The following is a 21500-nucleotide window of genomic DNA, read 5'->3' on the forward strand; positions in this document are numbered from 1 at the left end:
GAACCGGCCGACGGCGCCACGGGGCTACTCCGGCCGGACACACGCCCAACAGCCCCTCGCTCAGGGCTTGTTGGGGATTGCCCTGTCAGTCGAAGGGGGCGATCATACTGGGAAGCGGCCCCTGTCCAAGGCGCGCCGGGCCCAAGTGCCGCGCGCAGGGCGACTCCAGGACTGTTGATCGGTTCCATGAGGAGCTGGGCCGCCATTGGAGGGGTCTGTGTTGGATCGGTCAGGCCCCGGATTCGGTTGGACAAGGGCTTCTGACTGTCTCCGGTTCGGGGTCTGCGGCGCTACGGGGCCCGGTCACAAGCAGGGCGGCGCCGCCATCTCACGTCATGAAGGTCCGACGGCCGCGGTCAGCGGACTCGCCGGATCCTTCGCGTGCCCGATCATCCTCCAAGGAACACGGCAGCCGCCAGCCTCGAGGGTAGGAACAGCAGTACCACCCGCGGTCCCGGCCGCTGCGGGGCAGCCCGCCGACCACCCGGAGGGGCTCTCCACGCGTGCGAACCGACGGCGCGCCCAAGTCCACCGCAGTTGCTGGTGGGCTTGGGCGCGGTCCTTGCGGTCAGTTTCCGTATGCCTGGCGGAACTTGGCGATGGTTTCGGCCGAGGCCCAGTTCGCGCCGCACGACGGGACGACGCCGTTCTCGGCGGCCACGATGTAGTGCTCACCGTCCGTGAACGTCAGCGTCTCCGGCTGGTCCGTGTTGCTGTCGAGTACGACCGTGTCCGCGTCACCGCCCTGCAGCCAGTGGTCGACACGGAAGGTGACCATGGAGCCCTTGATGGAAGTGACCGTTCCCTCGAAGAGGGTCGGGTACCTGCGCAGTTGGTCGGGGACGGGCTCCATGCACTTCTGGTTGGCGGAGCCGCTCTCGGCGGTCAGGGTCAGAGGGCCGGCCGAGATCGAGTGACCGTTGTCGTTGTCCGCCACGATTCCCCCGGCGATGCCGCCTCCGAGCATGAGCAGACCTGCGGCCGCCGCGAGTCCGAAGAGATTGCGTCGTCCCCGTCCTGCGGCCTTCGCAGGGCGGGTCGTGGTGCCGGCGGCGGTCTCCGCAGGCTGGAGTGCGGTGTCGGTGTCGGTGTTCAAGGTGGCCTCCACAAGACGGTTGGTGTCGGGCAGCGGAGCACTCGAGGTCAGTGCCGGATCCGCAGACCTCAGCCGGGCCAGCAGTTCGTCGTCGTTCACTGACTGCTCCTTCCTTCATCCCTCTTGTGTCCGGACCGTTCGGCATCCTTTCGCCCCAGTTGTGCGGCGAGCTTCTTTTTCGCCCGGTGGAGCCGGATGCTGACCGCGTTGGAGGTCAGCCCGGTGACTTCCGCGATCTGACGCGGCGCCAGTTCCTCCCACGCCCACAGCTGCACCACCTCGCGGTCCAGCGCCCCGAGGGCACCGAGCGCGGCATGCAGGTCGCTGTGGTCACTGTGATCGGCAGCCCCTGTCGGAGGCCGCTGCTGTGTCCGTATCAGCCGCTCCACCAGACGCAGCCTGCGTCCGTCGGCACGGCGGGCATTTGCCAGGCACCCCCGTGCCACCCCGTAGCACCACGGCAGCACTTCGTCGGGACTGTGATCGGCATCGGGATCGGCATCGGGTTCGGTCGCGGGTTCGGTCGCGGAACCTGTTCCCGGCCCGGGGACATCGTCGATACGACGCCACAGCACCAGCATCGTCTCCGACAAGACGTCCTCGGCCAGGTCTGCGCCCGCCCGTCGCAGCAGGTACCGATGCAGCGGTTCCACCACCACCTGCGCCAGTCTTTCGAAACGCGCCTGCCGCTTCCGGCGCGTCTCCTCTTCCGTCATGGATTCCACAACCCGTCGTGTCCGGCAACGGCCGGTTCCTTTCAGCACAGCGCCGGTCGGACCAACACAACCGCGTGGCCGACGCCGTAGGAGTCCTCCCGCTGCTCGCCCGGTTGTCCGGGAACCACTCCGGGATTGTCCTTGATCGGTAACGGACGCATCCATTGACCGCTGATCCTCGTCCTGCCAGTTGGTCGCGAGTTGACCATGACATCGGCGAGAACTGCGTGAAGGCGGGGCGGACATGGCGCGGCACAACGGCGGGCGCGGCTGGTACGGCAAAGTGCTCGGCACGGCGCTCGGGGTGACGTTGCTCGCCTGCGGTGCCTCGGTGTGGACCGCGCAGGCCGGTGCCGTGGGCGGCTCGTCCCCGAGGGCGAACGCGTCGGCCACACCGGTCAGTGACGTCAAGAAGGTCGCGGTGACCATCGCGCACGCCTCGGACAAGGGCGCGCGCGGCGTCAACATCACCATCGACGACGGCCCCGACCCCGCGTGGACCCCTCAAGTGCTCGACGTGCTGCGGGAGTACGGGGTGAAGGCCACGTTCTGCATGGTGGGGACGCAGGCGCAGGCCCACCCGGACCTCGTGAAGCAGGTGGTCGCGGCCGGGCACCGGCTGTGCGACCACTCGGTGTCGCACGACACCACCATGGACAAGCAGTCCCAGGCCTACCAGTCGCAGCAGATCCTCGACGCCGAACGCATGATCACCGAGGCGTCCGGGGGCGTACGACCGATGTACTACCGGGCGCCCGGCGGTGCCTTCACCCCGTACAGCCGCAACCTCGCCGCCTCCCACGGCATGCGCCCGCTGGGCTGGAACGTGGACACCAAGGACTTCGAGCGGCCGGGCACGGACGCCATCGTCGCCACCGTCGAGCGGGAGCTGCCCAACGGGCCGACGCTCCTCTTCCACGACGCGGGAGGCGACCGCTCCCAGACCGTCGAGGCCCTGCGCCGGATCCTCCCCGAACTCAAGGAGCAGGGCTACTCCTTCGGCTTCCCGGTGCGCTGAGCCCCGGCTCTGCCGAGGCCCGCCACACCGGCGCCCACCAGCCGTCAGAACACGCCCTTGTACGCCTGCCATCCCGAGGCGATCTTCGCGCGGGGCCCGAACGACCCCTTCCCGTTACCGCTGTTGCGCCACACGTTGCCGGAGGTGTCGCGGGAGATGATGTCCGCCTTGCCGTCGCCGGTGATGTCGCCGACGCCGACGATGGCGTTGTAGGAGCCTCCCCAGGCCGAGAACACCTTCACGCGCGGTGCGAACGTCCCGTTGCCCTTGCCGTAGTACCGGTACAGGTTGTTCGCCTTGTCCTGGGCCAGCAGATCCCCGACGCCGTCGCCGTTGAGGTCGCCGACGCCCACGATCTTCTTGTACGTCTTCCAGTTGTCGTAGAGCTTCACGCGTGCCGAGAGCTTTCCGGAACTCGTCCCCTTGTAGAGGTAGACCGCTCCGGTGGAGGAGTTGCGGGCGATGAGGTCGGGGCGGCCGTCGCCGCTGACGTCACCGGGCGAGGTCAGCACGTTGTACTGGTTCCAGCCCTTGCCGAGCGAGGTACGCGGGGTGCTCGTGAGGAAGGCCTGCCCGCGCATGGTCCTGTACACCCGCAGTTCGCCGCTGCTGAACCGGACGAGGACGTCGTTGCGGCGGTCGCCGTTGAGGTCGCCGAAGGGGACCAGGGTCACGGTGGAGGGCCAGCCCGAGGCCGGCATGGCCCCGCCGAAGGCTCCCGTCCCGTTGCCCGGGCGGTAGCTGATGACGCCGGACGAGTTGAGGGTCAGGACGTCGCCGGTTCCGTCGGGCGCCCAGGTGCCGTTGTTGGTGAAGTCGCGGCGTACGGCGGCTCCGTTGGACACCTTCAGCGTCTGCGTCACCGTCAGCGACGGTCCTGAACCGTCGGCGGGCGGGGCCGTCAGCTTGAAGGTGTACGTGCCGTTGGGGACGAGCGCGCCTTTGGTGTCGCGCATGTCCCAGTTCGCGGGCACGCTGCCGCTCGCCTCTCCGCCGGAGAGCGTACGGACCACGGAGCCGGTGACCTTGCTGGTCAGTGTGGCCGTCCAGGAGGCGGCGGGCTTGGAGAGCTGTCCGCGCCACTGCCACCACGGGCTGGCGGCCGAGTCGCTCCCCCACGCGTTGTCCCTCACCTCCGACTCGATGACCGCGAGCCGCTGGGTGGCCACCTCGCTGGGCACCAGGTGGATCCGCTTGTCCGCATCGACGTAGGCCGCGGGCCCGCCGAACTTGTCCACGGTCCAGGTCACCCCGCGCAGGCTGGAGGTGCCCGCCGCCAGGTCGCCGATCTTGCGGGTGGCCGCGGTGCCGTCGGCGAAGGCGGTGAGAAGGAGCGCTCCGGCCGCGGTGTCGTGCCGGACGAGGTAACCGTCGCCGAGCAGGGCCTCGCCGGACGGGACGGGGATGTTCTTCTTCGCCGTACGGTCCCAGACGCCCGCGGTCGCGGCCGTGCCGCAGGACCAGTAGATCCAACGGCCCACCACCTGGAGCTCCTTGGGAACACACGGGGCGCCGGTGGAGACGGTGTCGGTGGTCTTGCCGGTCTTCAGGTCCTTGGCGGTGACGACACCGGTGCCGGAACCCGGCGTCCACAGGCCGGTCCCCCAGACGGAGGCGGCCGTGACGGAGCGGGTGACGATCGGCGAGGTGTAGGCGCGGCCGAAGTCACCGACGTACTGCTTGGTGGGGGACGTGCCGTTGACGATCGCGTAGTGGCCGGTGACGTCGAGGACGGTCCCGGCGGCCGAGGGCACGGAGAAGCCCTGCCCGTGGTCGAGGGAATCGACGTACGAGTCGACGGTGGGGTCGGGCTCGGCGGTGAACGTCACCGCCCGTCCGTCGCCGGTGGCATAGGGACCCGCCCCGCGGCCGTCCCAGGCCTGCCAGGCCGGCGCACTCGGCGTTCCGTCGGCGGCGATCCGCCGAATGTAGTAGGCGCCCAGGAAGCTGCTGTTGGGCTCGTCGGTGGCCAGGGTGCCGTTCTGCAGCGACAGTTGGCTGATAGTCGCGGCCGCCGGTGGTACGGCGGTCAGTTCCGTCAGGGTCGGGGTGGCCGCCCCCGTGTCGGTGACCCGGCGTACCGCCCAGTGCCCGGAGTCGGCACCGCCGACGGCCAGCAGACTGCCGTCCGGTGCCGTGACGAGGGAACTGTTCGCGTGCGGAAGCAGGGTGAGCGGGTCCCCGCCCGTGAGGGGGACGGCCATCAGCGGCACGCCGGCTCTGTCGGCCGGCTTGCTCGGGCTCGACGGTACGGTGCGGGCCACCACCAGCCAGCGTCCGGCGATGCCCAAGGACGGGGTCCCCTCCGTCCCCGGCAGCGTCACCGTCGTCTCGGCGGCGGAGAGGTCGGCGCGGTCCAGGACGTGGGCCACCGGGTTGTTGTACCGGTACCAGACCAGCCGGTCCGCGCTCAGCGCGACGGAGGTCGGAGCGGCGGACACGGCGACGTCGCCGGTGACGCTCGCGGTGGCCAGGTCCACGAGCACCAGGTGCCGTTCCCCGCTCGCCAACGCGTACCCGATGACGGCGGTGGTGCTGTCGCCGCCCACCACGCTGAAGTTGGTGGTGATTCCGGTCGGCCATCCGTCGACGAGGGTGCCGTCGGCGGGCGCGCCGTCGCCGTACAGCCACAGGACGCGGTTGCCGGCGGTATCCCGGGCCTGGGTCAGCACGTGGCTGCCGAAGGTGGCCGTGTACGAGCCGTGGGTGAGGGCTACGTCCGTGGTGGTACCGGCGGACAGGTCCCGCAGGACGACTTTCTGGGTCGGCGAGACGACATCGGCCACGACGTCGGACGACGACCCCAGGTACGCGGGGAGTTCGGCCCGGGGCAGGTCGCCCAGCTCGGTCGTCGCACCGGTGTCGTACGACGTCCACAGATAGCCGGAACGCCCCTCCTGGACATGCAGATAGCCACTGGGGCCAGCTGTGTGGATCTGGTCCTTCCGCGGTATGTAGCGGTCCGCCTGGAAGACCTTCTCCGTCGCGAGGGCGGTGCCCCCGACGCCTTCGTCCGCATCGGCCGTGACGGCGAACGGGCCGGGACCGACGGTCACGGCGAGGACTGCCAGCGCGGCGACGACGCCCCGGGCGGTCGTACGGGCGGTGGTACGACGGACCATCAACGTCTCCTGGACCTCTCAAACAGAGAAAGGCGTGACGGGACGGCGGCGGCCGATCAGGCGCGCGTTGACGGTGCTGTGAAAATGTCCAGCCCCCGAGCTGCCCCCCACGCACAGCGGGCATGAGAGTAACAGCAGGCCCAGGCCCATCAGGAGTACCGGGGAAGGAGATCGCGGAGTCGCCTGTTCTCAGCCGGTCGTCCCGGACGGCGTGGTCCCCGTGCTGCCGGGCGCGAGTCCGCAGGTGCCGGACCTCGATGCCCCGTCCTGTCCCGTCAGTTCCACGACGACCTGGCCGTCGGGATCCTGGCTGTAGGCGATCGTGCAGGTCAGCTGACGTAGAGCGGTGCTGTTCAGGCCCTTCAGGGGGAAAGGCAGGCGGGTCGTCACCCTGCCGCCCGGGGCGGGCTCGACCTCGACGGTCCCGCCGGGGCGGGCGGCGGGAAGGGCGGTGCCCAGGCCCGCGGCCCGGTCCTCCTCGCTCGGACCGTCGAGCAACGCCAGGACGACCTGGTCGGGCGTCACCGGTTCCGGCGTTTCTTCGGAGCCCGGCAGCTCGTATCCGAAGAATTCGGCGCTGGACCCGGCCGGGGACCCGGTGCTCCGGATCACGGGGCTCAGCCCTCCGTCGGGGGAGCGGAAGAAGAGCAGCATCTCGTACTCGCGGTCGAAGAAGGCCTGGAAGCTGGCGGGACCGCCCGCCTCGATGACGTCGGTCTCCTGGATACCGCAGCCACCGAGCAGCGGTACCAGCGGTACGGCGGCCGCGACGGCGAGAGCGACAGCCGACACACGTCGCCTCATCCGCCGGCCCCCTCCCCCTCCACGTGTAGCGGTATCTCGACGGCGAAGACGGCACCGCCCCCGGGGCGGTTCCCCGCATAGATCGTTCCGCCGTGCAGTTTCACGTTCTCCAGGGTGATCGCCAGTCCCAGGCCGCTGCCGGCCGAGCGGGTGCGGGCCGCGTCGGCCTTGTAGAAGCGGTCGAAGATGTGCGGGAGCGCTTCGGGGCGGATGCCGGGTCCGCTGTCCACGACGTCGGCGATCAGCACGTGCGGGCCCGGGGAGCGTGGCTCGGTGCGCAGTCGTACGGTGACGGGTGCGCCGCCGTGCCGCAGGGCGTTGCCGACGAGGTTGGCGATCACGACGTCGAAGCGGCGCGGATCGAGGCGGGCCCGGATGCCGTCGGGGAGTTCGGTGCGGATCCGGTCGTCGGTCCAGTGCCTGTGGTTGAGGGTCTTGCGGATGGCCTCGGCGACGTCGAGCTCGTCGGCGTTCAGCTCGGCCGCGCGGGCGTCGAAGCGGGAGATCTCCATCAGGTCCTCGACGAGCACGGCGAGCTTTCCGGTCTCCGCGCTGACCAGCCGGACCGCCCGGGCGGTGTCGGCGTCCAGGCCGTCCGCGTCCTCGTCGAGCACCTCCGTGACGGCGAGCATTCCGGCGAGGGGGGTGCGCAGTTCGTGCGAGACGTCGGAGGCGAAGCGGCGGGCGCGTTCCTCGGCCTCGCGCAACTCGCGTACAGAATGCTCCAGTTGGCCCGCCGACTTGTTGAAGGTCCGTGCCAGGTCGGCCAGTTCGTCGCTGCCGCGCACCGGAATCCGGGTGTCGAGTCGGCCGCTGCCCATGTGCAGGGCCGCCTCGCGCAGTTTGCGCACCGGGCGCAGCACGCTGCGCGCGGCGATCAGGCCGGGTATCAGCGACACGGCGAGGCCTGGCAGGGCGCCGTCCCGGCCGGCCATGAGGAGGGCGTCGACGTTGACCTGCTCGTCGGTCATCCGCATGACGGCGTACAGGACCAGTCCGCTGGGCAGCTCGCTGTCCGGGCTCGCCTTGAAGACCATGGGCATGGCGATGGTCAGATAGGGGACGCCGTCCTTGACGACCCGCTCGAAGCTGCCGTGGGGGGACCGTGCGGCGCGGCGCAGTTCGGGTGTGATGACGGTGGAGACGGGGTTCTCGCCCGAGGAGGCGCGGACCGAACCGTATTCGGCGAACACCACCCAGGGGTGGGGCTTGCCCTTGCGGGCGATGTCTCGCAGGAGTTCATCCAGGTCGTTCCCTCCCAGCACGGGCAGCGCGAAGGCCGTCGTCTCGACGTGTTCACGGAACGAGGTGACCGCCGTGTCCTGGGCGGTCTGGAGCACCGCGTTGCGGGCCTCGCGGTAGGTCAGCGCGGCCGTCGTGCCGGCGCTGACGGCGGCGACCAGCAGGAAGGCGAGCATCAGCCGCGTACGCAGCCCGAACGCCCTGACCCGCGACCGCTCACCGCTGCTCACAGGGGCCCGAAGCGGTAGCCGAAGCCCCGCAGTGTCTGGACGTACCGGGGGCTGCCGACCTCGTCCTCGATCTTGCCGCGCAGCCGGGCGACGCAGGCGTCGACCAGTCGGGCGTCGGCGTGGAAGGTGTGCTCCCAGACGTGCTCAAGGAGTTGCTGCCTGCTGAACACCTGCTCGGGGGCGCCGGAGAGGTGCAGCAGGAGCTTGAGCTCGGAGGGGGCGAGCGCGAGCGGCCGGCCGGCTTTGCTGACGGTCAGTCCGACCCGGTCGACGGTGAGTTCGCCGTAGACCTCGATGGCCGGGCGGCCCGATCCGCTGTCGTCGATGCGGCGCAGTACGGCGCGGATCCGGGCCTCGATCACCTCGGGACGGGCGGGCTTGACGATGTAGTCGTCGGCACCGGCCTCCAGGCCGATGACCACGTCGAAGTCGTCGCCGCGCGCGGTGAGCATGATGATCGGCAGCTGGCTGTGGTCGCGGACCTGCCGGCAGACCTGTACGCCGTTCATGCCGGGCAGCATCAGGTCCAGCAGCAGCAGATCGGGCCGGAATTCGGCCATCGCGGCGAGGCCGGCCTCGCCGGTCGCGGCCGCCCGTACCTCGTGGCCGCGGCGGCGCAGACCGAGTTCGACCCCCTCGCGTACGGAAGGGTCGTCCTCGATGAGGAGCACGCGGGGCATCGGCGGTTCTCCCTAGGTGATGGTCAGGTCCGGGTGCGTCTGCGGCGTACGCCGGAGAGCAGCGCGTCGAGTTCGGCGAGTCGCAGTGGACGGGCGAGCACAGCGAAGGTGAGGACGACAACAGCCGCCCCGGCAGTTGCGGCGACCAGGGACCCCGCTCGTGCCGTGCCCAGGGCCGCGAGGTGGCCGAGCGCGGTGGCGGGGACGGCGGCGAGCAGCAGCCGCGCGTGGGCGCCGACGGCGGACGAGCGCAGGGGGCGTACGACGGCGAGCCGGCGGCTCAGCACCAGGCCGGTCACCGCCCAGCCCGCGCACAGCGCCAGGGAGTACGCCGCCGCCATGCCCGTCACGGCCCAGCGGGCCGGCAGCAGGTGTGCGGCAGTCAGGGACAGTCCCGCATTCAGGGCGACGATCACGAGGTTGAGCAGGAACGGCGTACGGGTGTCGGAGAGCGCGTAGAAGGCGCGGGACAGGACGTACTGGCCCGACAGGGCGAGAAGTCCCGGCGCGAAGGCCATCAGGATCCCGGCCATGGCGGCCGTGTCGTCGGCGCCCGTCCTGCCGTACCCGAAGACGAGGGCCATCACCGGCTGGGCGAGGGCGAACAGCGCGCAGGCGGCGGGGACCACGGCGGAGGCGCAGATGCGCAGGGCGTGGGAGACGTCGCGGCGCACGGCGGCGGTGTCCCCGTCGGCGGCGGCCGCGCTCATCCGGGGCATCAGCGCGGTCACCACGGAGACCGTGATGATGCCGTGCGGTACGACCCACAGGGCATAGGCGTTGTTGTACGCGCCGTATCCGGGGCCGCCGTCGAGGCCCGCGGTGGTGGCCAGGCGGGTGGTGACCCAGTACGCGGCCTGGTTGGCCAGGACGAGGAGCACCAGCCAGCCGGCCGCCCGCAGGGGGCGGGTCAGTCCGCTGCCGCGCCAGTCGAATCGGGGCCGCCAGCGGAAGCGGGCGGCTCGCAGCGCGGGGACGAGGGCGAGTGCCTGGACGGCGATGCCGGCGGTCGTGCCCCAGCCGAGGACGGCGGTCTCGGTCGCGGTGAGCGTGTCGCCGCCGCCCATGGCCAGCGCCAGGTACAGCCCGAACACGGTCATCACGACAAGGTTGTTGAGGACCGGCGACCACATCATCGCGCCGAACCGGCCGCGGGCGTTGAGTACTTGGCCGAGCAGGGTGAAGAGGCCGAGGAAGAAGATCTGGGGCAGGCAGTAGCGGGCGAGCGCGGTGGTCATGGCCGCCTGCGGACCGGTGTAGTCGGTGTACGCGTCGATGATCGCGGGAGCCGCCCACACCGCGGTCGCGGTGATCGCCAGCAGGGCGAGGACGCAGACGGTGACGAGCCGGTCGGTGTACGCCGTACCGCCGTCGTCGTGCTCCTTGGCGGCCTTGACCAGCTCGGGCACGAAGACGGCGTTCAGCGCGCCGCCGAGGAGCAGCATGTAGACGATGGTGGGCAGGGCGTTGCCGACCGCGTAGCCGTCGGCAGTCGGCCCGATGGTGCCCAGCGCTGCCGCGACGACGGCGGAGCGGGCGAAGCCGGTGGCACGGGAGACGATGGATCCGGCGGCCATGACGGCGCTGCCGCGGGCCGCCGTCTTCGTCGGTGCGGTGGTGGTCGAGGTCGTCGGGGCCGTCTGCGTCATCGGCGGTTCAGGTACGCCTGGAAGGCGCGGTGGAGCGCGTGGTTGGCGCTGCCGCCCAATGGTCTCTCCCACTCCCCCAACGTCTCGACGACCTGTCCTCCGGTGCCGAGCTTCCACCGCAGCAGTCCGTACGTACGTTCCTCAGGATCGAGAGTGGAGGGTACCCCGCGCATGTCGTAGACGTCGGCGCCGAGGGCGTGGGCGTCAAGCAGCATCCGCCACTGCAGGGCGTTGGAGGGCCGGACCTCGCGGCGGTGGTCGGCCGAGGCGCCGGTCTGGTACCAGGCCCGGCGGCCCACCGTGATCATCGTGTGGGCGGCGAGGATCTCTCCCTGGTGACGGGCGAGGTAGAGCTTCATCCGGCCCGGTTCCTCGGCGTTGAGCGCCGCGTACTGGCGCTCGTAGTAGGCGAGCGAGCGGCCGAGGCGGAAACCGTCGCGTCGCTCGGTGATGCCCAACAGCCGGTGGAACTCGGGGAGTTCGGCCGCACTGCCCACCACCACCTCCACGCCCTCCTTCCGGGCTCGGCGCACATTGCGCCGCCACTCCTGGTTGAGCCCGGACCACAGGTCCTCCGTGGTGCGTCCGGCGAGCGGTACGTGGAAGACGTGCCGGGGCTGGGCATCGCCATCCGTTCCGGTCCCGTCACCACCGCAGCGGCGCCAGCCCCGGGCCCGCAGCCGCTCGGCGACGGCGGTGCCGAGCGGGTCGACCTCACTGGCGAGGACGTCACCCAGGCGTCGGCCAGGGCCGGCGAGCGGCTTGAGCAGGGCGGCGTCCCAGCGCCGGTAGGCGGGCGACGGGCCGATGCGCACGGCGAAGGCGCCCGCGCGGCGCAGGTGTTCGAGCAGCTGACCGAGCCAGCCGTCGACGTCGGGGTCGTTCCAGTCGGCGACGGGCCCTTCGGGGAGGTAGGCGAAGTACTTGCGGGTGCCGGGGAACTGCCGCAGCAGCACCAGGGCCACGCCGGTCAGTCGGCCTGCCTCGGGATCCGGCCCCCAGCCGAGCAGTTGGGAGCGCCAGCCCTCCTTGACGTCGGCCCAGGACGGGCACTGGAGGAAACCGGCGCCGAGGGCGGCGCCGTCGGGGGACGCGAGGAAGGCGCGGTAGGTCTCCGCGGTGATGGGTCGCAGGGCCACGCCCGGGTTCCGTGGCTGGGGCACGCGGCTGGGCGGCACGAGCAGCGCTGACACAGTCTGAGCCTCTCCTTCTCCCCGGGCCTTTTCGCGGGCCTTTTCGCGGGGTCGCAAAGGATGCTCACAGCGGACCATGACCGCTCCGCGCGGTGAGTGTGACGGGACCATGACCGTTCCTCACCAGTCGCCGTCACATTGCTCCATAGCGGCTGACCTCGGGTTTTACGGCTCTACAGTCACGACATCGCCGACTCGGCCAACCCCTTTCTCACCCTTCCCGGAGGTCCCGTTGTCCCGGTTGCCCCGCACACGCGTACTCGCCCATGCCCGCGTCCGGGCCGCCGTGGTGGCCGTCGCCACGGCCGCCCTGCTGGCGCCGCTCGCCGCCTGCTCGTCGAGCGGATCCTCCGGCGCCCAGGACACCAAGCCGGACGGCAAGCCGGCCGCCGACGACCGCCCTGTCACGGTCACCGTCACACCCACGGGAGAACAGGTCCCGGCGGGCACGCCCGTGAAGGTCACGGCCGCGGGCGGCCGGCTCACCTCGGTGACCGTCGCCGACGCCGAGGGCCACCGGCTGGCCGGCAAGGTCGCCGCCGACGGCCGGTCCTGGGTCTCCGACCGCAAGGCCATACCCGGCGCGGCTTACACGGTGACGACGGCGACCAGGACCGAGGGCGGAACCGCCAAGAGCACCAAGGCCGCCTTCACCACGGCTCCGGCGGACAAGGTCAACAAGGTCGACTGGCGACCGGGCGCCGACGCCACCGTCGGCATCGCCCAGCCGATCTCCCTGGTCTTCGACAACCCGGTGAAGAACCGGGCCGAGGTCGAGAAGCAGCTGAGGATCACCACCTCGAACAACACCGAGGGCTCCTGGGGCTGGATAACCGACTGGTCGGGCAGGGACCGGGTGGACTGGCGGCCCAAGACGTACTGGAAGCCAGGGACCAAGGTCACGCTGAACGGCGAGTTGAACGGCACCGACTCGGGCGCGGCCGGCGGCTGGTTCGTACGCGACTACACGACCACCTTCACCATCGGCGCCCAGCAGATCGTCAAGGTCGACCTCGACAGCCACCAACTCACCCTCGTACGCGACGGCGAGACGGTCCGGCGCATACCGGTCTCCGGCGGCACACCCGGCGGTGACAAGCGCTCATGGCGCGGAACCGCCGTGCTCATGGCCAAGGAGGGCACGATCAACATGAACTCCGAGACGGTGGGCCTGGGCGACGCCTACGACAAGATGGTCAACTCCTCGATGCGGCTGACCTGGTCGGGCATGTACGCGCACGCCGCCCCGTGGAACGCCCGCTACTTCGGCAACTCCAACCACAGTTCCGGATGCATAGGAATGAGCGACGCGAACGCGTCCTGGTTCTACGGGCAGGTGCGGCCGGGCGACCCGTTCGAGATCACCGGCAAGGACACCAAGGGTGTGGTCGCGCCGGGGAACGGGTTCGGTGCGTGGAATCTCTCGTGGAGCGAGTGGCAGGAGAAGAGCGCGCTGCGGTGAGGCGCCAAGGCAAGTGACGCCGCCGCTCGCGCCGGTGGTGGGCCGGCGCGAGCGGCGGAGGTGGGTCAGTGGTGACGGTGGGTCAGCAGGGGCCGTTCACCCAGCGGTTGGCCTCGCCCTGGTCGTTCGCCACCTCGTCCCACTTGTTGCCCCAGCCCTTGTCCAGGCAGAAGGAGTTCCCGCCGTAGCCGTTGTCCGCGAAGACCTCCACGGAGCTGTACGAGCTTCCGGTGCCGTTGTTGAACCAGGACGAGTCCTCGTGGGCGATGTACCGGTTGTCGGTGTCCGACCAGATGGGGTTGTCGAACTGGAACTTGGCAATGCCCGCGTCGGCGAGGTCGTAGTTGATCCCCTTGTAGACGCACAGGAACCCCTCCGGGCAGTTGCCGGGATTCTCCCGGCTCCAGGTGGGCTTCGTGCCCCCGGCCTGGGCGGTGGTGGCGGCGATCGGGATCAGGGTGGCGGCCAGGGCCAGCCCCAGCAGGGCGCGCTTGGTGATGCGCATGGCGTTCTCCTTCTGATGGGTTTCTCGATGGGTTACTTGGTGGGTTACTTGGTGGTGCGGTCTCAGTCGGAGCCGGCTACGGAGCGGGCTCGGTCCAGCGCGGTGGTGACCGCCTGGGTGTAGTAGCGGGTCTGGCGGGCGAACTCGTTGCGCGCGGCGTCCCGCACGTGCTCCCGCTGCAGGCGGGCTCCGGTCCTGGCCAGCCCGGCCGCGCGGTTGCACTCGGCATCGGCGACGGCGACGGTCACCTCGCGCTTCCGTGCCTCCTCGGCGGTGCGGGACCGGTTCTCCTCCACCACGGCGCCGATGGCCTCCGAAGAGCTCGGGTAGGCCAGTCCCCGTGCCTTCATGCAGGCTTTCCAGTCGGCCAGCGCCTTGGTGTAGCTCGGTTCCGCCACCACGTCGTCGAAGGTGACGTACTCCAGGTTCACCACCGCTGCCTTGGCTTCGGTCCACTTGCGCAGATCGCCGTAGAGCCCTCGGCGGGCGTCGGCCTGGCAGCCGTCGGCGCTCGTGAAGATCTGGCCGCGGCCGGGCGCCGGGACGACGATCGCGTCGCGGTCGGTGCCGTTCAGGGCGCGGTCGAACTCGGCCTGGCGGCGCGGCGGGAGGGAGGCGATGTAGCGCGCCTGGGGACTTTTCCCGGCCGCGGCCTTCCCGCCCCGGTCGCCGGACCGGGCCGCCTCGTCCAGACCGTAGCCGTGCGCGCGGGCCCAGGCGACGTCGTCCAGGCCGAAGCGGCGGGTGGGTACCTCGCCGCGCGGCCCGTCCGGGTCGAGCCCGTACTCGAACCCCTTGTCCCGCATACAGCCGGCGATCAGCCGCTCCTCGGCTCCGCCGAGGGTCTTGCGCTCCGCGTCGGTCAGTCCGGTACGCAGCCGGCCGCCGGCGTCCTCGGCCGGCCGGTCGGCGGCGGAGCAGGCCGTGACGAGCAGCAGGCCCGTGACGGCGAGCGTCCGGAGCAGATCCTTGCCGCTCATCGGAACTCCTCGTGTCGTTTCGTCGTTTCGTCGATTCGCGTCGTGGACGGTGATCCGCCGCCGGGGAGACGGTCCCCGGTCCGGACCGAACTCGTGGCACCCGACCGATGCTGTGCGGGGCGGCCGGACGCTGCGGAACGTATCCGGGGCGAGGTCCCGTGCGTCATCCGGAAGTTCACGGAATGACGCCCCGCATGCAGGTGGGGTAGGGCCGGGGCGACCCACCGTCATGCGGCGCGGACCCCGTCAACTTCCGGATACCGCAGGGCCGGTGAGCGACCTAGCGTGCTCCCGCCGCCACCGGTCGGAGCCGAGGAGCGCCGGCTCGAGGCTGCCCGGCCCGTACCGGTGCCCGTACCGCGGCGCCGCGGTGGCCCGACCGAAAAGGGGAACCCACTGTGAACAGTCCGACCACCCGCCACGGCAGTTCGGCCGTCGAGCGACCGCCTAACCGGCGCGGGACACGCCTGCGGCGACTCGGTGCGTACGCCGCCGTCCTCGCCCTGGCCGCGACAGTGCTGGGCCTGACCGGGACGCCACGGGCCACCGCCGCACCGGCCCGTGCCACGCAGGCCGAGATACCGGCGGGCGTGACCGCCGGCGTGGCGGTCTTCGACCGTACGACCGGGACCTTCACCGAGCGGATCAACGAGACCCTGAAGTTCCGCTCGGCCTCGGTGGTGAAACTGCTGATCGCCCTCGACTACCTGCGCACCCACGACCCCCGCACCCTGTCCGCCGCCGACCGCACCCGGCTCGACTCGATGCTGCGCAGCAGCGACGACACCGCGGCCAGTTACTACTGGGACCTCGGCGGGCGGACGGCGATCATCGACCGGACGGTGGCGCAGCTCGGTCTGACCGACACCGCCAACCCGCCCGCCGGGTACGAGGAAACCTGGGGGTACGTGGCCCTGTCGGCCGCCGACACGGTACGGATCTACCGGTACATCCTGGACACCGCCTCGGCGCCGGTGCGCGACTACGTGATGGGCAACCTGCGGCAGTCGACGCGCTGTGGCACCGACGGGTTCGACCAGCACTTCGGCATCGCGGGCTCCTTCGAGCGGCCGTGGGCGGTCAAGCAGGGCTGGTCCGGCTTCGGCAACTCCGGCGGTTGCACGCCCAAGCCCCCGACGACCGCCTTCGCCGCAGCGGGGGTCCAGGGGTCCGCGCAGCCGTCCGCTCAGCGGGCCGCGGCCGCCGTCGACCTGACCCGGGAGGCGCTGCACACCACCGGCACGGTCGGGGCCGGCGACCGCACCATCGTGGCCGTGTTCACCCTGCACCCCGACGGCACCCCGTACGGCACGGCCTACACGGACCTGGGCCGGCTCACCCGCTCCCTCGACGTGCCGGGCGCCGTCCGCCCGTCGGGAACCTGGTTCGGCACCTGGAGCTCGGGCGTGAACGTGCGCCCGCGGCCCACCACCGTCGACTCCGCGCCGCTGACGACGCTGCCGGCCGGCGTGGAAGTCCTGGTGAGCTGCCAGAAGTTGGGCCAGGAAGTCACCATTCCGCCATACACGAACACGTGGTGGGCCTATCTCCCCCAGTACGGCGGCTACGTGACCAACATCTACATCACCTCGCCGGGGAACCAGCTCCCCGGAGTGCCCGTCTGTTCCTCGTAAGAAGCGCTGGACGAGTGGCGAAGGGCCCCACGTGGAACGGAATCCACGGGGGCCCTCCGCCTCCTTCCCCGTGCGCCGACCGGGCGGACGGCCGCCCACGGCCTCCGGCGGAATCCAGCCAACGCACGCGCAGCGAAGCCCGTACGGGGTACCCCCGGGGGCTACGATGCCCGGCGGCCTGACCAGCCGAAAAGCGGGGGAAGGAAAATCTGCCGATGAGCGGCATACTGATCCATTTGCCGTCAGCGCACCGAACGGAGCCGACGACGACCCGGCGCCTGGGACCGGGGGAGACCGCGCGCTTCGGCCGGGGCACGAAGGCGCATCCGGTCGAACTGCTGCTGCCCGACCCGGCCGTCTCCCGGCTCGCCGGGGAGATCCGGGTGACGGAGGACCACTGGCAGCTCACCAACTTCTCCACCACCCACAGCTACCTGGTCGAGAACCCCGAAGGGGCCGGGGAGTACCTGCGGGTCCCGCCGCGCCGGTCGGGGGCGCCGATCCCCTTCGAGTTCGCCCGGGTCGTGCTGCCCACCCGGGGCTCCACGGTGAGCTTCCAGGTGTTCGCGCCCGACCACGTCTACCTCGACGCGGACGATCCCGGCGGCGCCTGGGGCACCCGTACCCTCAACGCCTACTCCCTGGACGAGACCGCCACGTACTTCCTCGTCCTGGTAGCGCTCTGCGAACCGCGACTGCGCGACGAGTCGGCCGTCTCCGTGCCGAGCACCCCGCAGGTCGTGGAACGCATCCGCACCCACCCGGCGCTGTCGCGGCTGACCGCGCGGGCGGTCAGCGCCCACATCGACTACCTGGCCGAGCAGAAGCTGCGGGTGCGCGGGCCGCAGGACGTCGACGCCTCGGGCAGCGGTACACGACGTACCGGCAAGCGCGAGGCCGTCGTCGGCGTCGCACTGCGCTTCGGCCTGGTCCGCGAGGAGCACCTGGCACTGCTGCCGTCCCGCGCCCCGGGCCTCCCGCTCCCGGCACCGGCACCGTCCGGGGGTAACCGGTGAGCGGTACGGGCGAGACGTACGACGAGACGGTCGACGGGGGGACGGGCGAACCGGGTCGCGGCGGGACCGGGGAGACGGGCCCTGGTGGTACCGACGAACCGAGACCCGGCGGGACCAGCGAGACGGACCACGACCGGACCGGCGAACCGCATCCCGACGAGACCGGCGAGACAGGCACCGGCGGCACCGGCGAATCGAGTCACGGCCGCACCGACGAGACGAACCAGGGCCGGACCGACGGGTCGGACCACAACGGCTCCGCCAAGACCGCCGGCCGGATACCCCGAGGCTTCCGCGTAGGCCGCTGGGAGGTCACCGAGCCGATAGCCGACGGTGGTTGGGGGCAGGTCTACGAGGGCCGCGAGGCGTCGGAGGACGCGGCGGCCCCGGCAGAGGCGGAGGCCGCGGAGGGCGGCGCCGAAGCACCGCACCGGGTCGCGCTGAAGTTCCTGCCGACCTCGGGGCTGGCTCCCCGGCAGGCCGCGCGGCTGGCGGAGACGGCGCGGCGCGAGATCGAGTTCGGCAGCCGGGCCCACCATCCCCGGCTGATGCGGCTGCTGGACTCCGTGGTGCTCGGCGACAGCGAGGTGCCCGGACTGGACGGCGCCGTCGTACTGGTCATGGAGCGGGCCGAGAGCAGCCTGCAGGACCTGCTGGACGCCGCGGACGGCAACCCGCTGCCGGAAGCGGACCGGCTGGTGACCGAGATCTGCGAGGGGCTGGCCCACCTGCACCGGCTCGGCTGGGTGCACGGCGACCTGAAGCCGGACAACGTGCTGATCATGGCGGACGGTTCGGTACGGCTCTCCGACTTCGGTCTCACCGTCGAGCTGGAGGGGACGCGCGGCACCCACGGCTACATCCCGCCCCTCGGATCGCCCGACTACCTGCCGCCCGAGCGTTGGAGGGCCCCGCTGGACGAACGCGGGGTGCAGGTGCGGCCCACCGCCGACGTGTGGGCCCTGGGCGTGATGATCCATCAGGTGTTCAGCGGGGGTGCCTCGCCCTTCCCCGGGGCCACCTTCACCTCCCGCGCCTCGGCGGTCCAGGAGTACGCCGAGGGCAGGGCGCCGCTCAGGCTGCACGTCGTGGTGCCGGAGTTCTGGCGCACCCTGGCCGCCGACTGCCTCCTGCCCGCCCACGTCGAGCGTGCGGCGCACACGGCGGACAGCCTGCTGGAACGCATCCGGGCCGCCGGGCAGGGGGACGACAGCCCGGCCGCCCGGCCGCGGAGTCGTAAGCGGGCCGTGGCCCTGGCCGCCGGTGCCGCGCTGGCCCTGCTCGGCGCGGGCGGCGGCGCCTGGTGGCAGTGGGGAGGTTCCGACGGCGGCTCCGGGCGGGCGCCGGAGGCACGGCTGAGCGTGTACAACGCCGACGACAAGTGCCGCGCCAGCACCGACCGGCACCCGCTGTGCAGCCTCGGACTGGCCATCGACCCCACCATGGCTTACGTCCTGGACAACGTTGTGCAGACCCGGGTGTGGCACGGCGATGTCCTCGCCGTCGAGTGCGGTCTGGAGCGGGGCATCCCCATCACCGACGAGGCGGGCGTCCGGTCGTCGCGGTGGTACCGGGTGCGGCTGCCCACGGCGGAGAAGGGTGCGGAGACCGTGCGGACCACCGCCTGGCTGCCCGAGGTGCGGACCAGGAGCAAGCCCTCGGTCCCGGCCTGCGCCGGCTGACGTCCCGGCCTGCGCCGGCTGACGTCCCGGCCTGCGCCGGCTGAGCCGCGGGTCGCGGCGGCCCGGCCCCCGGGTGGGCCGCCGCGGGGCGGTGTCAGGGGCAGCGTGTGGTGACGCCGCCGGTCTCGTCGCCCTTGAGGTAGATACCGCTGACGTAGCCGACGCCGCCCGCATTCAGCGGCAGGCGGACCCACTTGTCGTTGGTGACACCCTCGGCGGTCACGCTCTGACCGACCACCCAGCACTCCGCCGGGTAGGACTCACCCGGGTACACCTTGCTCTTGGCCTCACACGAAGTCGACGCACACGAACGGACATTGGCCTCCGCCCACGCCGTCACCGTCGCCGAACCACCACCACCGCCACCACCGGGCGTGCACGGCAGCCCGACTCCGCGGTCGCTCAGGTACGGGACCGGGTCGATGCCGCGGATCGAGGTGGAGGTGCCGACCCGCACCCGCAGATGCAGGTGGACGCCGGTGGAGTCGCCCTCGGAGCCCATCAGGGCGATGCGCTGTCCGGCCGACACCTGCTGGCCGACGGAGACATCCCGCTGGTACATGTGGCCGTACTCGGTCACGGTGCCGTCGGAGTGCAGGATGCGAATCCACTGGCCGTAGCCCTGGGCAGGCCCCGAGGCGATGACCTCGCCGGCGCCGACCGCGTATATAGGGGTGCCGAGCGAGTTCGCGATGTCGACACCGTCGTGGGCGCTGCTGTAGCCCTGGGTGACCACGCCGGCGGCCGGGCAGGAGCCGGCGAAGGCGGTGGCGGCGGCGGAGCCGTTCGTCGCCGCGTGGCCGGGGGCCGCCGCCGCGAGGGGCAGCAGCAGGGCCGCCGCCGCGGCCAGCAGGCCGGCCCGCAGGTTCATCCCGTTCAGACCAAGACGCACTTGGGTTCCTCCCATGAGGTAGCGGCTTCTGACGAGCCGTGGGGTGCGGTGGTCCGGCCCTCGCCCGCTGGGCACGGCAGGCCGGAGCACGGACCCTAGGCGCGCGGCGGCCCCCCGGGGCATCCGGAAGTTTGCGGAGAGACGGCGCCCGGTGGGGGCGGTAGTCCTGGACCGTCGTCCGCATCCACCAAGTCGTCCACATCCACCAAGTCCGCATCCACCAAGGGGGAACCCGTGCGTGTCGTATCCGTGCGTGCCAAGTGGCGTACGCCGCTGTGGGCAACGCAGGTCCTGTGCCTGCTGCTCGTCCTGACGGGCCTGGCGGTGCCGTCCGCCGCCGCGCAGGATCAGAAACGTCAGGACAGCTGGCGCATCGACCTGACGGGACCGGAGGCCGAGCGGGGCAACGTCGCCTCCCGTCCGGACGGGATCACCGTCGAGAACAGCAGAGCCCGGACACCGTCTGTACGGGGCGCCTCCCACGCCGTCTACACCTCGCCCGGCAGAAGCCTCGGCCGCCAGCTCACGGCGTTCACCGTGCTGACCGAGGCGGAGCTCCCCACCGGCACGAAGGTGCAGACCGAGATCCGGGGCAGCAACCACCCGGGCACCTGGACGCAGTGGCGGACCATAGACGGCGCCGGCGCGGTCCGGCTGCCGCAGGCGGTCTCCCTCCTCCAGGTCCGGCTCACCCTGCTCGGCGTCCCCGGCGGTGCTTCACCCACCGTCCACGCCGTCACCGTCGCGGCCGCGGCCGAGCAGCCCGCGCCGCAGCAGACCCCGGAGAACGGCTTGTCGGCGGCCGCGTCCGGTCCCACCTACCGGCTGTTCGCCACCCGGGAGGGCCTCACCGGGCAGACCACCGCCAACGGCCATGTCATCCAGCCCCGCGACCACTTCGTGGCCCTGCCCTCGCGACGGATGCTGGCGGTCAACGGCGGACACGAGTACCAGGTGCGGCTGTGCTACCAGGGGCGTTGCGAGACCGCGCCCGTGTGGGACGTAGGCCCGTGGAACACCCGCGACGACTACTGGAACCCGCCCGCGCAGCGGGAGATGTGGCGCGATCTGCCGCAGGGCACCCCCGAGGCTCAGGCGGCGTACCAAAACGGCTACAACGGCGGGCTCGACGAGTTCGGCCGACGAGCGGCGAATCCGGCCGGCATCGACGTCGCGGACGGCACCTTCTGGGACGGCCTCGGTATGACCGACAACGGCTGGGTGGACGTCACCTTCATGCCGGACAGCGGTGGTGGTGGTTCGGCGACGGTGACGGCGTGGGCGGAGGCCAATGTCCGTTCGTGTGCGTCGACTTCGTGTGAGGCCAAGAGCAAGGTGTACCCGGGTGAGTCCTACCCGGCGGAGTGCTGGGTGGTCGGTCAGAGCGTGACCGCCGAGGGTGTCACCAACGACAAGTGGGTCCGTCTGCCGCTGAATGCGGGCGGCGTCGGCTACGTCAGCGGTATCTACCTCAAGGGCGACGAGACCGGCGGCGTCACCACACGCTGCCCCTGACACCGCCCCGCGGCAAGGGACCGGGAATCCGGTTGGTGGGCCGGCGCCTTCCGTCGGCCCACCA

Annotated in this window: 17 protein-coding genes; 6 read left to right on the top strand and 11 right to left on the bottom strand. The window is 71.4% G+C overall.

What is annotated here, in order from left to right; genetic code table 11:
- Positions 1–568: 568 nt before the first annotated feature.
- Together OG246_RS07725 and OG246_RS07730 are read right to left on the bottom strand one after the other, a co-directional pair.
- A complete protein-coding gene (locus tag OG246_RS07725; RefSeq protein WP_266457773.1) occupies positions 569–1195 on the bottom strand; it encodes a hypothetical protein in 627 nt (208 codons plus the stop codon).
- Positions 1192–1812, bottom strand: coding sequence for an RNA polymerase sigma factor (locus OG246_RS07730; protein WP_266457775.1), 621 nt, complete (start codon positions 1810–1812; stop codon positions 1192–1194). The genes OG246_RS07725 and OG246_RS07730 overlap by 4 nt, the downstream gene beginning before the upstream one ends.
- Before the next feature lie 244 nt (positions 1813–2056).
- On the opposite strand from OG246_RS07730, the gene OG246_RS07735 reads away from it, so the two are divergent.
- The gene (locus OG246_RS07735) at positions 2057–2830 is read left to right on the top strand and encodes a polysaccharide deacetylase family protein (protein ID WP_266457777.1); all 774 of its coding nucleotides are present in this window, start codon (positions 2057–2059) and stop codon (positions 2828–2830) included.
- 44 nt (positions 2831–2874) lie between these two features.
- Here the strand turns inward: OG246_RS07735 and OG246_RS07740 are convergent, their stop codons facing one another.
- From OG246_RS07740 to OG246_RS07765, 6 genes are all read right to left on the bottom strand, one after another.
- Positions 2875–5952, bottom strand: a complete 3078-nt coding sequence (locus tag OG246_RS07740; RefSeq protein ID WP_266457780.1) for an FG-GAP-like repeat-containing protein — start codon at positions 5950–5952, stop codon at positions 2875–2877.
- Positions 5953–6141: 189 nt separating this feature from the next.
- Positions 6142–6756, bottom strand: coding sequence for a hypothetical protein (locus OG246_RS07745; RefSeq protein ID WP_266457781.1), 615 nt, complete (start codon positions 6754–6756; stop codon positions 6142–6144).
- Positions 6753–8174, bottom strand: coding sequence for a HAMP domain-containing sensor histidine kinase (locus OG246_RS07750; protein WP_266463958.1), 1422 nt, complete (start codon positions 8172–8174; stop codon positions 6753–6755). The genes OG246_RS07745 and OG246_RS07750 overlap by 4 nt, the downstream gene beginning before the upstream one ends.
- Before the next feature lie 50 nt (positions 8175–8224).
- Positions 8225–8908 (bottom strand): response regulator transcription factor, encoded by a 684-nt coding sequence (locus tag OG246_RS07755; RefSeq protein ID WP_266457784.1) that lies wholly within the window; start codon positions 8906–8908, stop codon positions 8225–8227.
- Between the two features lie 23 nt (positions 8909–8931).
- Positions 8932–10485, bottom strand: coding sequence for a murein biosynthesis integral membrane protein MurJ (gene murJ / locus OG246_RS07760; protein ID WP_323178312.1), 1554 nt, complete (start codon positions 10483–10485; stop codon positions 8932–8934).
- A gap of 68 nt (positions 10486–10553) precedes the next feature.
- Entirely contained in the window at positions 10554–11750 is a 1197-nt protein-coding gene (locus tag OG246_RS07765; RefSeq protein ID WP_323178279.1) for a peptidoglycan bridge formation glycyltransferase FemA/FemB family protein, read from the bottom strand.
- Positions 11751–11991: 241 nt separating this feature from the next.
- On the opposite strand from OG246_RS07765, the gene OG246_RS07770 reads away from it, so the two are divergent.
- Complete coding sequence (locus OG246_RS07770) at positions 11992–13212, top strand: Ig-like domain-containing protein (RefSeq protein WP_266457793.1); 1221 nt, start codon at positions 11992–11994, stop codon at positions 13210–13212.
- A gap of 82 nt (positions 13213–13294) precedes the next feature.
- On the opposite strand, the gene OG246_RS07775 is transcribed toward OG246_RS07770, so the two are convergent.
- Positions 13295–13717: a peptidase inhibitor family I36 protein gene (locus OG246_RS07775; protein WP_266457797.1), complete on the bottom strand. Its 423-nt coding sequence runs from the start codon at positions 13715–13717 to the stop codon at positions 13295–13297.
- Between the two features lie 62 nt (positions 13718–13779).
- Positions 13780–14697 (bottom strand): hypothetical protein, encoded by a 918-nt coding sequence (locus tag OG246_RS07780; RefSeq protein WP_266457799.1) that lies wholly within the window; start codon positions 14695–14697, stop codon positions 13780–13782.
- Between the two features lie 518 nt (positions 14698–15215).
- On the opposite strand from OG246_RS07780, the gene OG246_RS07785 reads away from it, so the two are divergent.
- The 3 genes from OG246_RS07785 to OG246_RS07795 all read left to right on the top strand — a co-directional run bounded on the left by OG246_RS07785 (position 15216) and on the right by OG246_RS07795 (position 19029).
- Complete coding sequence (locus tag OG246_RS07785) at positions 15216–16331, top strand: hypothetical protein (protein ID WP_266463959.1); 1116 nt, start codon at positions 15216–15218, stop codon at positions 16329–16331.
- A 215-nt stretch (positions 16332–16546) separates the two neighbouring features.
- Positions 16547–17347, top strand: coding sequence for a serine/threonine protein kinase (locus OG246_RS07790; protein ID WP_266457801.1), 801 nt, complete (start codon positions 16547–16549; stop codon positions 17345–17347).
- Positions 17344–19029, top strand: coding sequence for a serine/threonine-protein kinase (locus tag OG246_RS07795; RefSeq protein ID WP_323178280.1), 1686 nt, complete (start codon positions 17344–17346; stop codon positions 19027–19029). Before OG246_RS07790 ends, OG246_RS07795 begins: the two co-directional genes overlap by 4 nt.
- A gap of 94 nt (positions 19030–19123) precedes the next feature.
- On the opposite strand, the gene OG246_RS07800 is transcribed toward OG246_RS07795, so the two are convergent.
- Entirely contained in the window at positions 19124–19921 is a 798-nt protein-coding gene (locus OG246_RS07800; RefSeq protein WP_266457803.1) for a M23 family metallopeptidase, read from the bottom strand.
- Between the two features lie 234 nt (positions 19922–20155).
- Here OG246_RS07800 and OG246_RS07805 point away from each other — a divergent pair, with 234 nt between their 5' ends.
- The gene (locus OG246_RS07805; RefSeq protein ID WP_266457805.1) at positions 20156–21436 is read left to right on the top strand and encodes an SH3 domain-containing protein; all 1281 of its coding nucleotides are present in this window, start codon (positions 20156–20158) and stop codon (positions 21434–21436) included.
- Positions 21437–21500: the final 64 nt, after the last annotated feature.

The organism is Streptomyces sp. NBC_00620 (assembly GCF_026341825.1).
Taxonomy (GTDB): Bacteria; Actinomycetota; Actinomycetes; order Streptomycetales; family Streptomycetaceae; genus Streptomyces.

Coding starts and splice junctions, on each gene's coding strand:
- OG246_RS07745 (WP_266457781.1), bottom strand. CDS start 6,756: ATGAGGCGACGTGTGTCGGCTGTCGCTCTCGCCGTCGCGGCCGCCGTA.
- OG246_RS07730 (WP_266457775.1), bottom strand. CDS start 1,812: ATGACGGAAGAGGAGACGCGCCGGAAGCGGCAGGCGCGTTTCGAAAGA.
- OG246_RS07775 (WP_266457797.1), bottom strand. CDS start 13,717: ATGCGCATCACCAAGCGCGCCCTGCTGGGGCTGGCCCTGGCCGCCACC.
- OG246_RS07750 (WP_266463958.1), bottom strand. CDS start 8,174: ATGCTCGCCTTCCTGCTGGTCGCCGCCGTCAGCGCCGGCACGACGGCC.
- OG246_RS07735 (WP_266457777.1), top strand. CDS start 2,057: ATGGCGCGGCACAACGGCGGGCGCGGCTGGTACGGCAAAGTGCTCGGC.
- OG246_RS07755 (WP_266457784.1), bottom strand. CDS start 8,908: ATGCCCCGCGTGCTCCTCATCGAGGACGACCCTTCCGTACGCGAGGGG.
- OG246_RS07740 (WP_266457780.1), bottom strand. CDS start 5,952: ATGGTCCGTCGTACCACCGCCCGTACGACCGCCCGGGGCGTCGTCGCC.
- OG246_RS07790 (WP_266457801.1), top strand. CDS start 16,547: ATGAGCGGCATACTGATCCATTTGCCGTCAGCGCACCGAACGGAGCCG.
- murJ (WP_323178312.1), bottom strand. CDS start 10,485: ATGGCCGCCGGATCCATCGTCTCCCGTGCCACCGGCTTCGCCCGCTCC.
- OG246_RS07780 (WP_266457799.1), bottom strand. CDS start 14,697: ATGAGCGGCAAGGATCTGCTCCGGACGCTCGCCGTCACGGGCCTGCTG.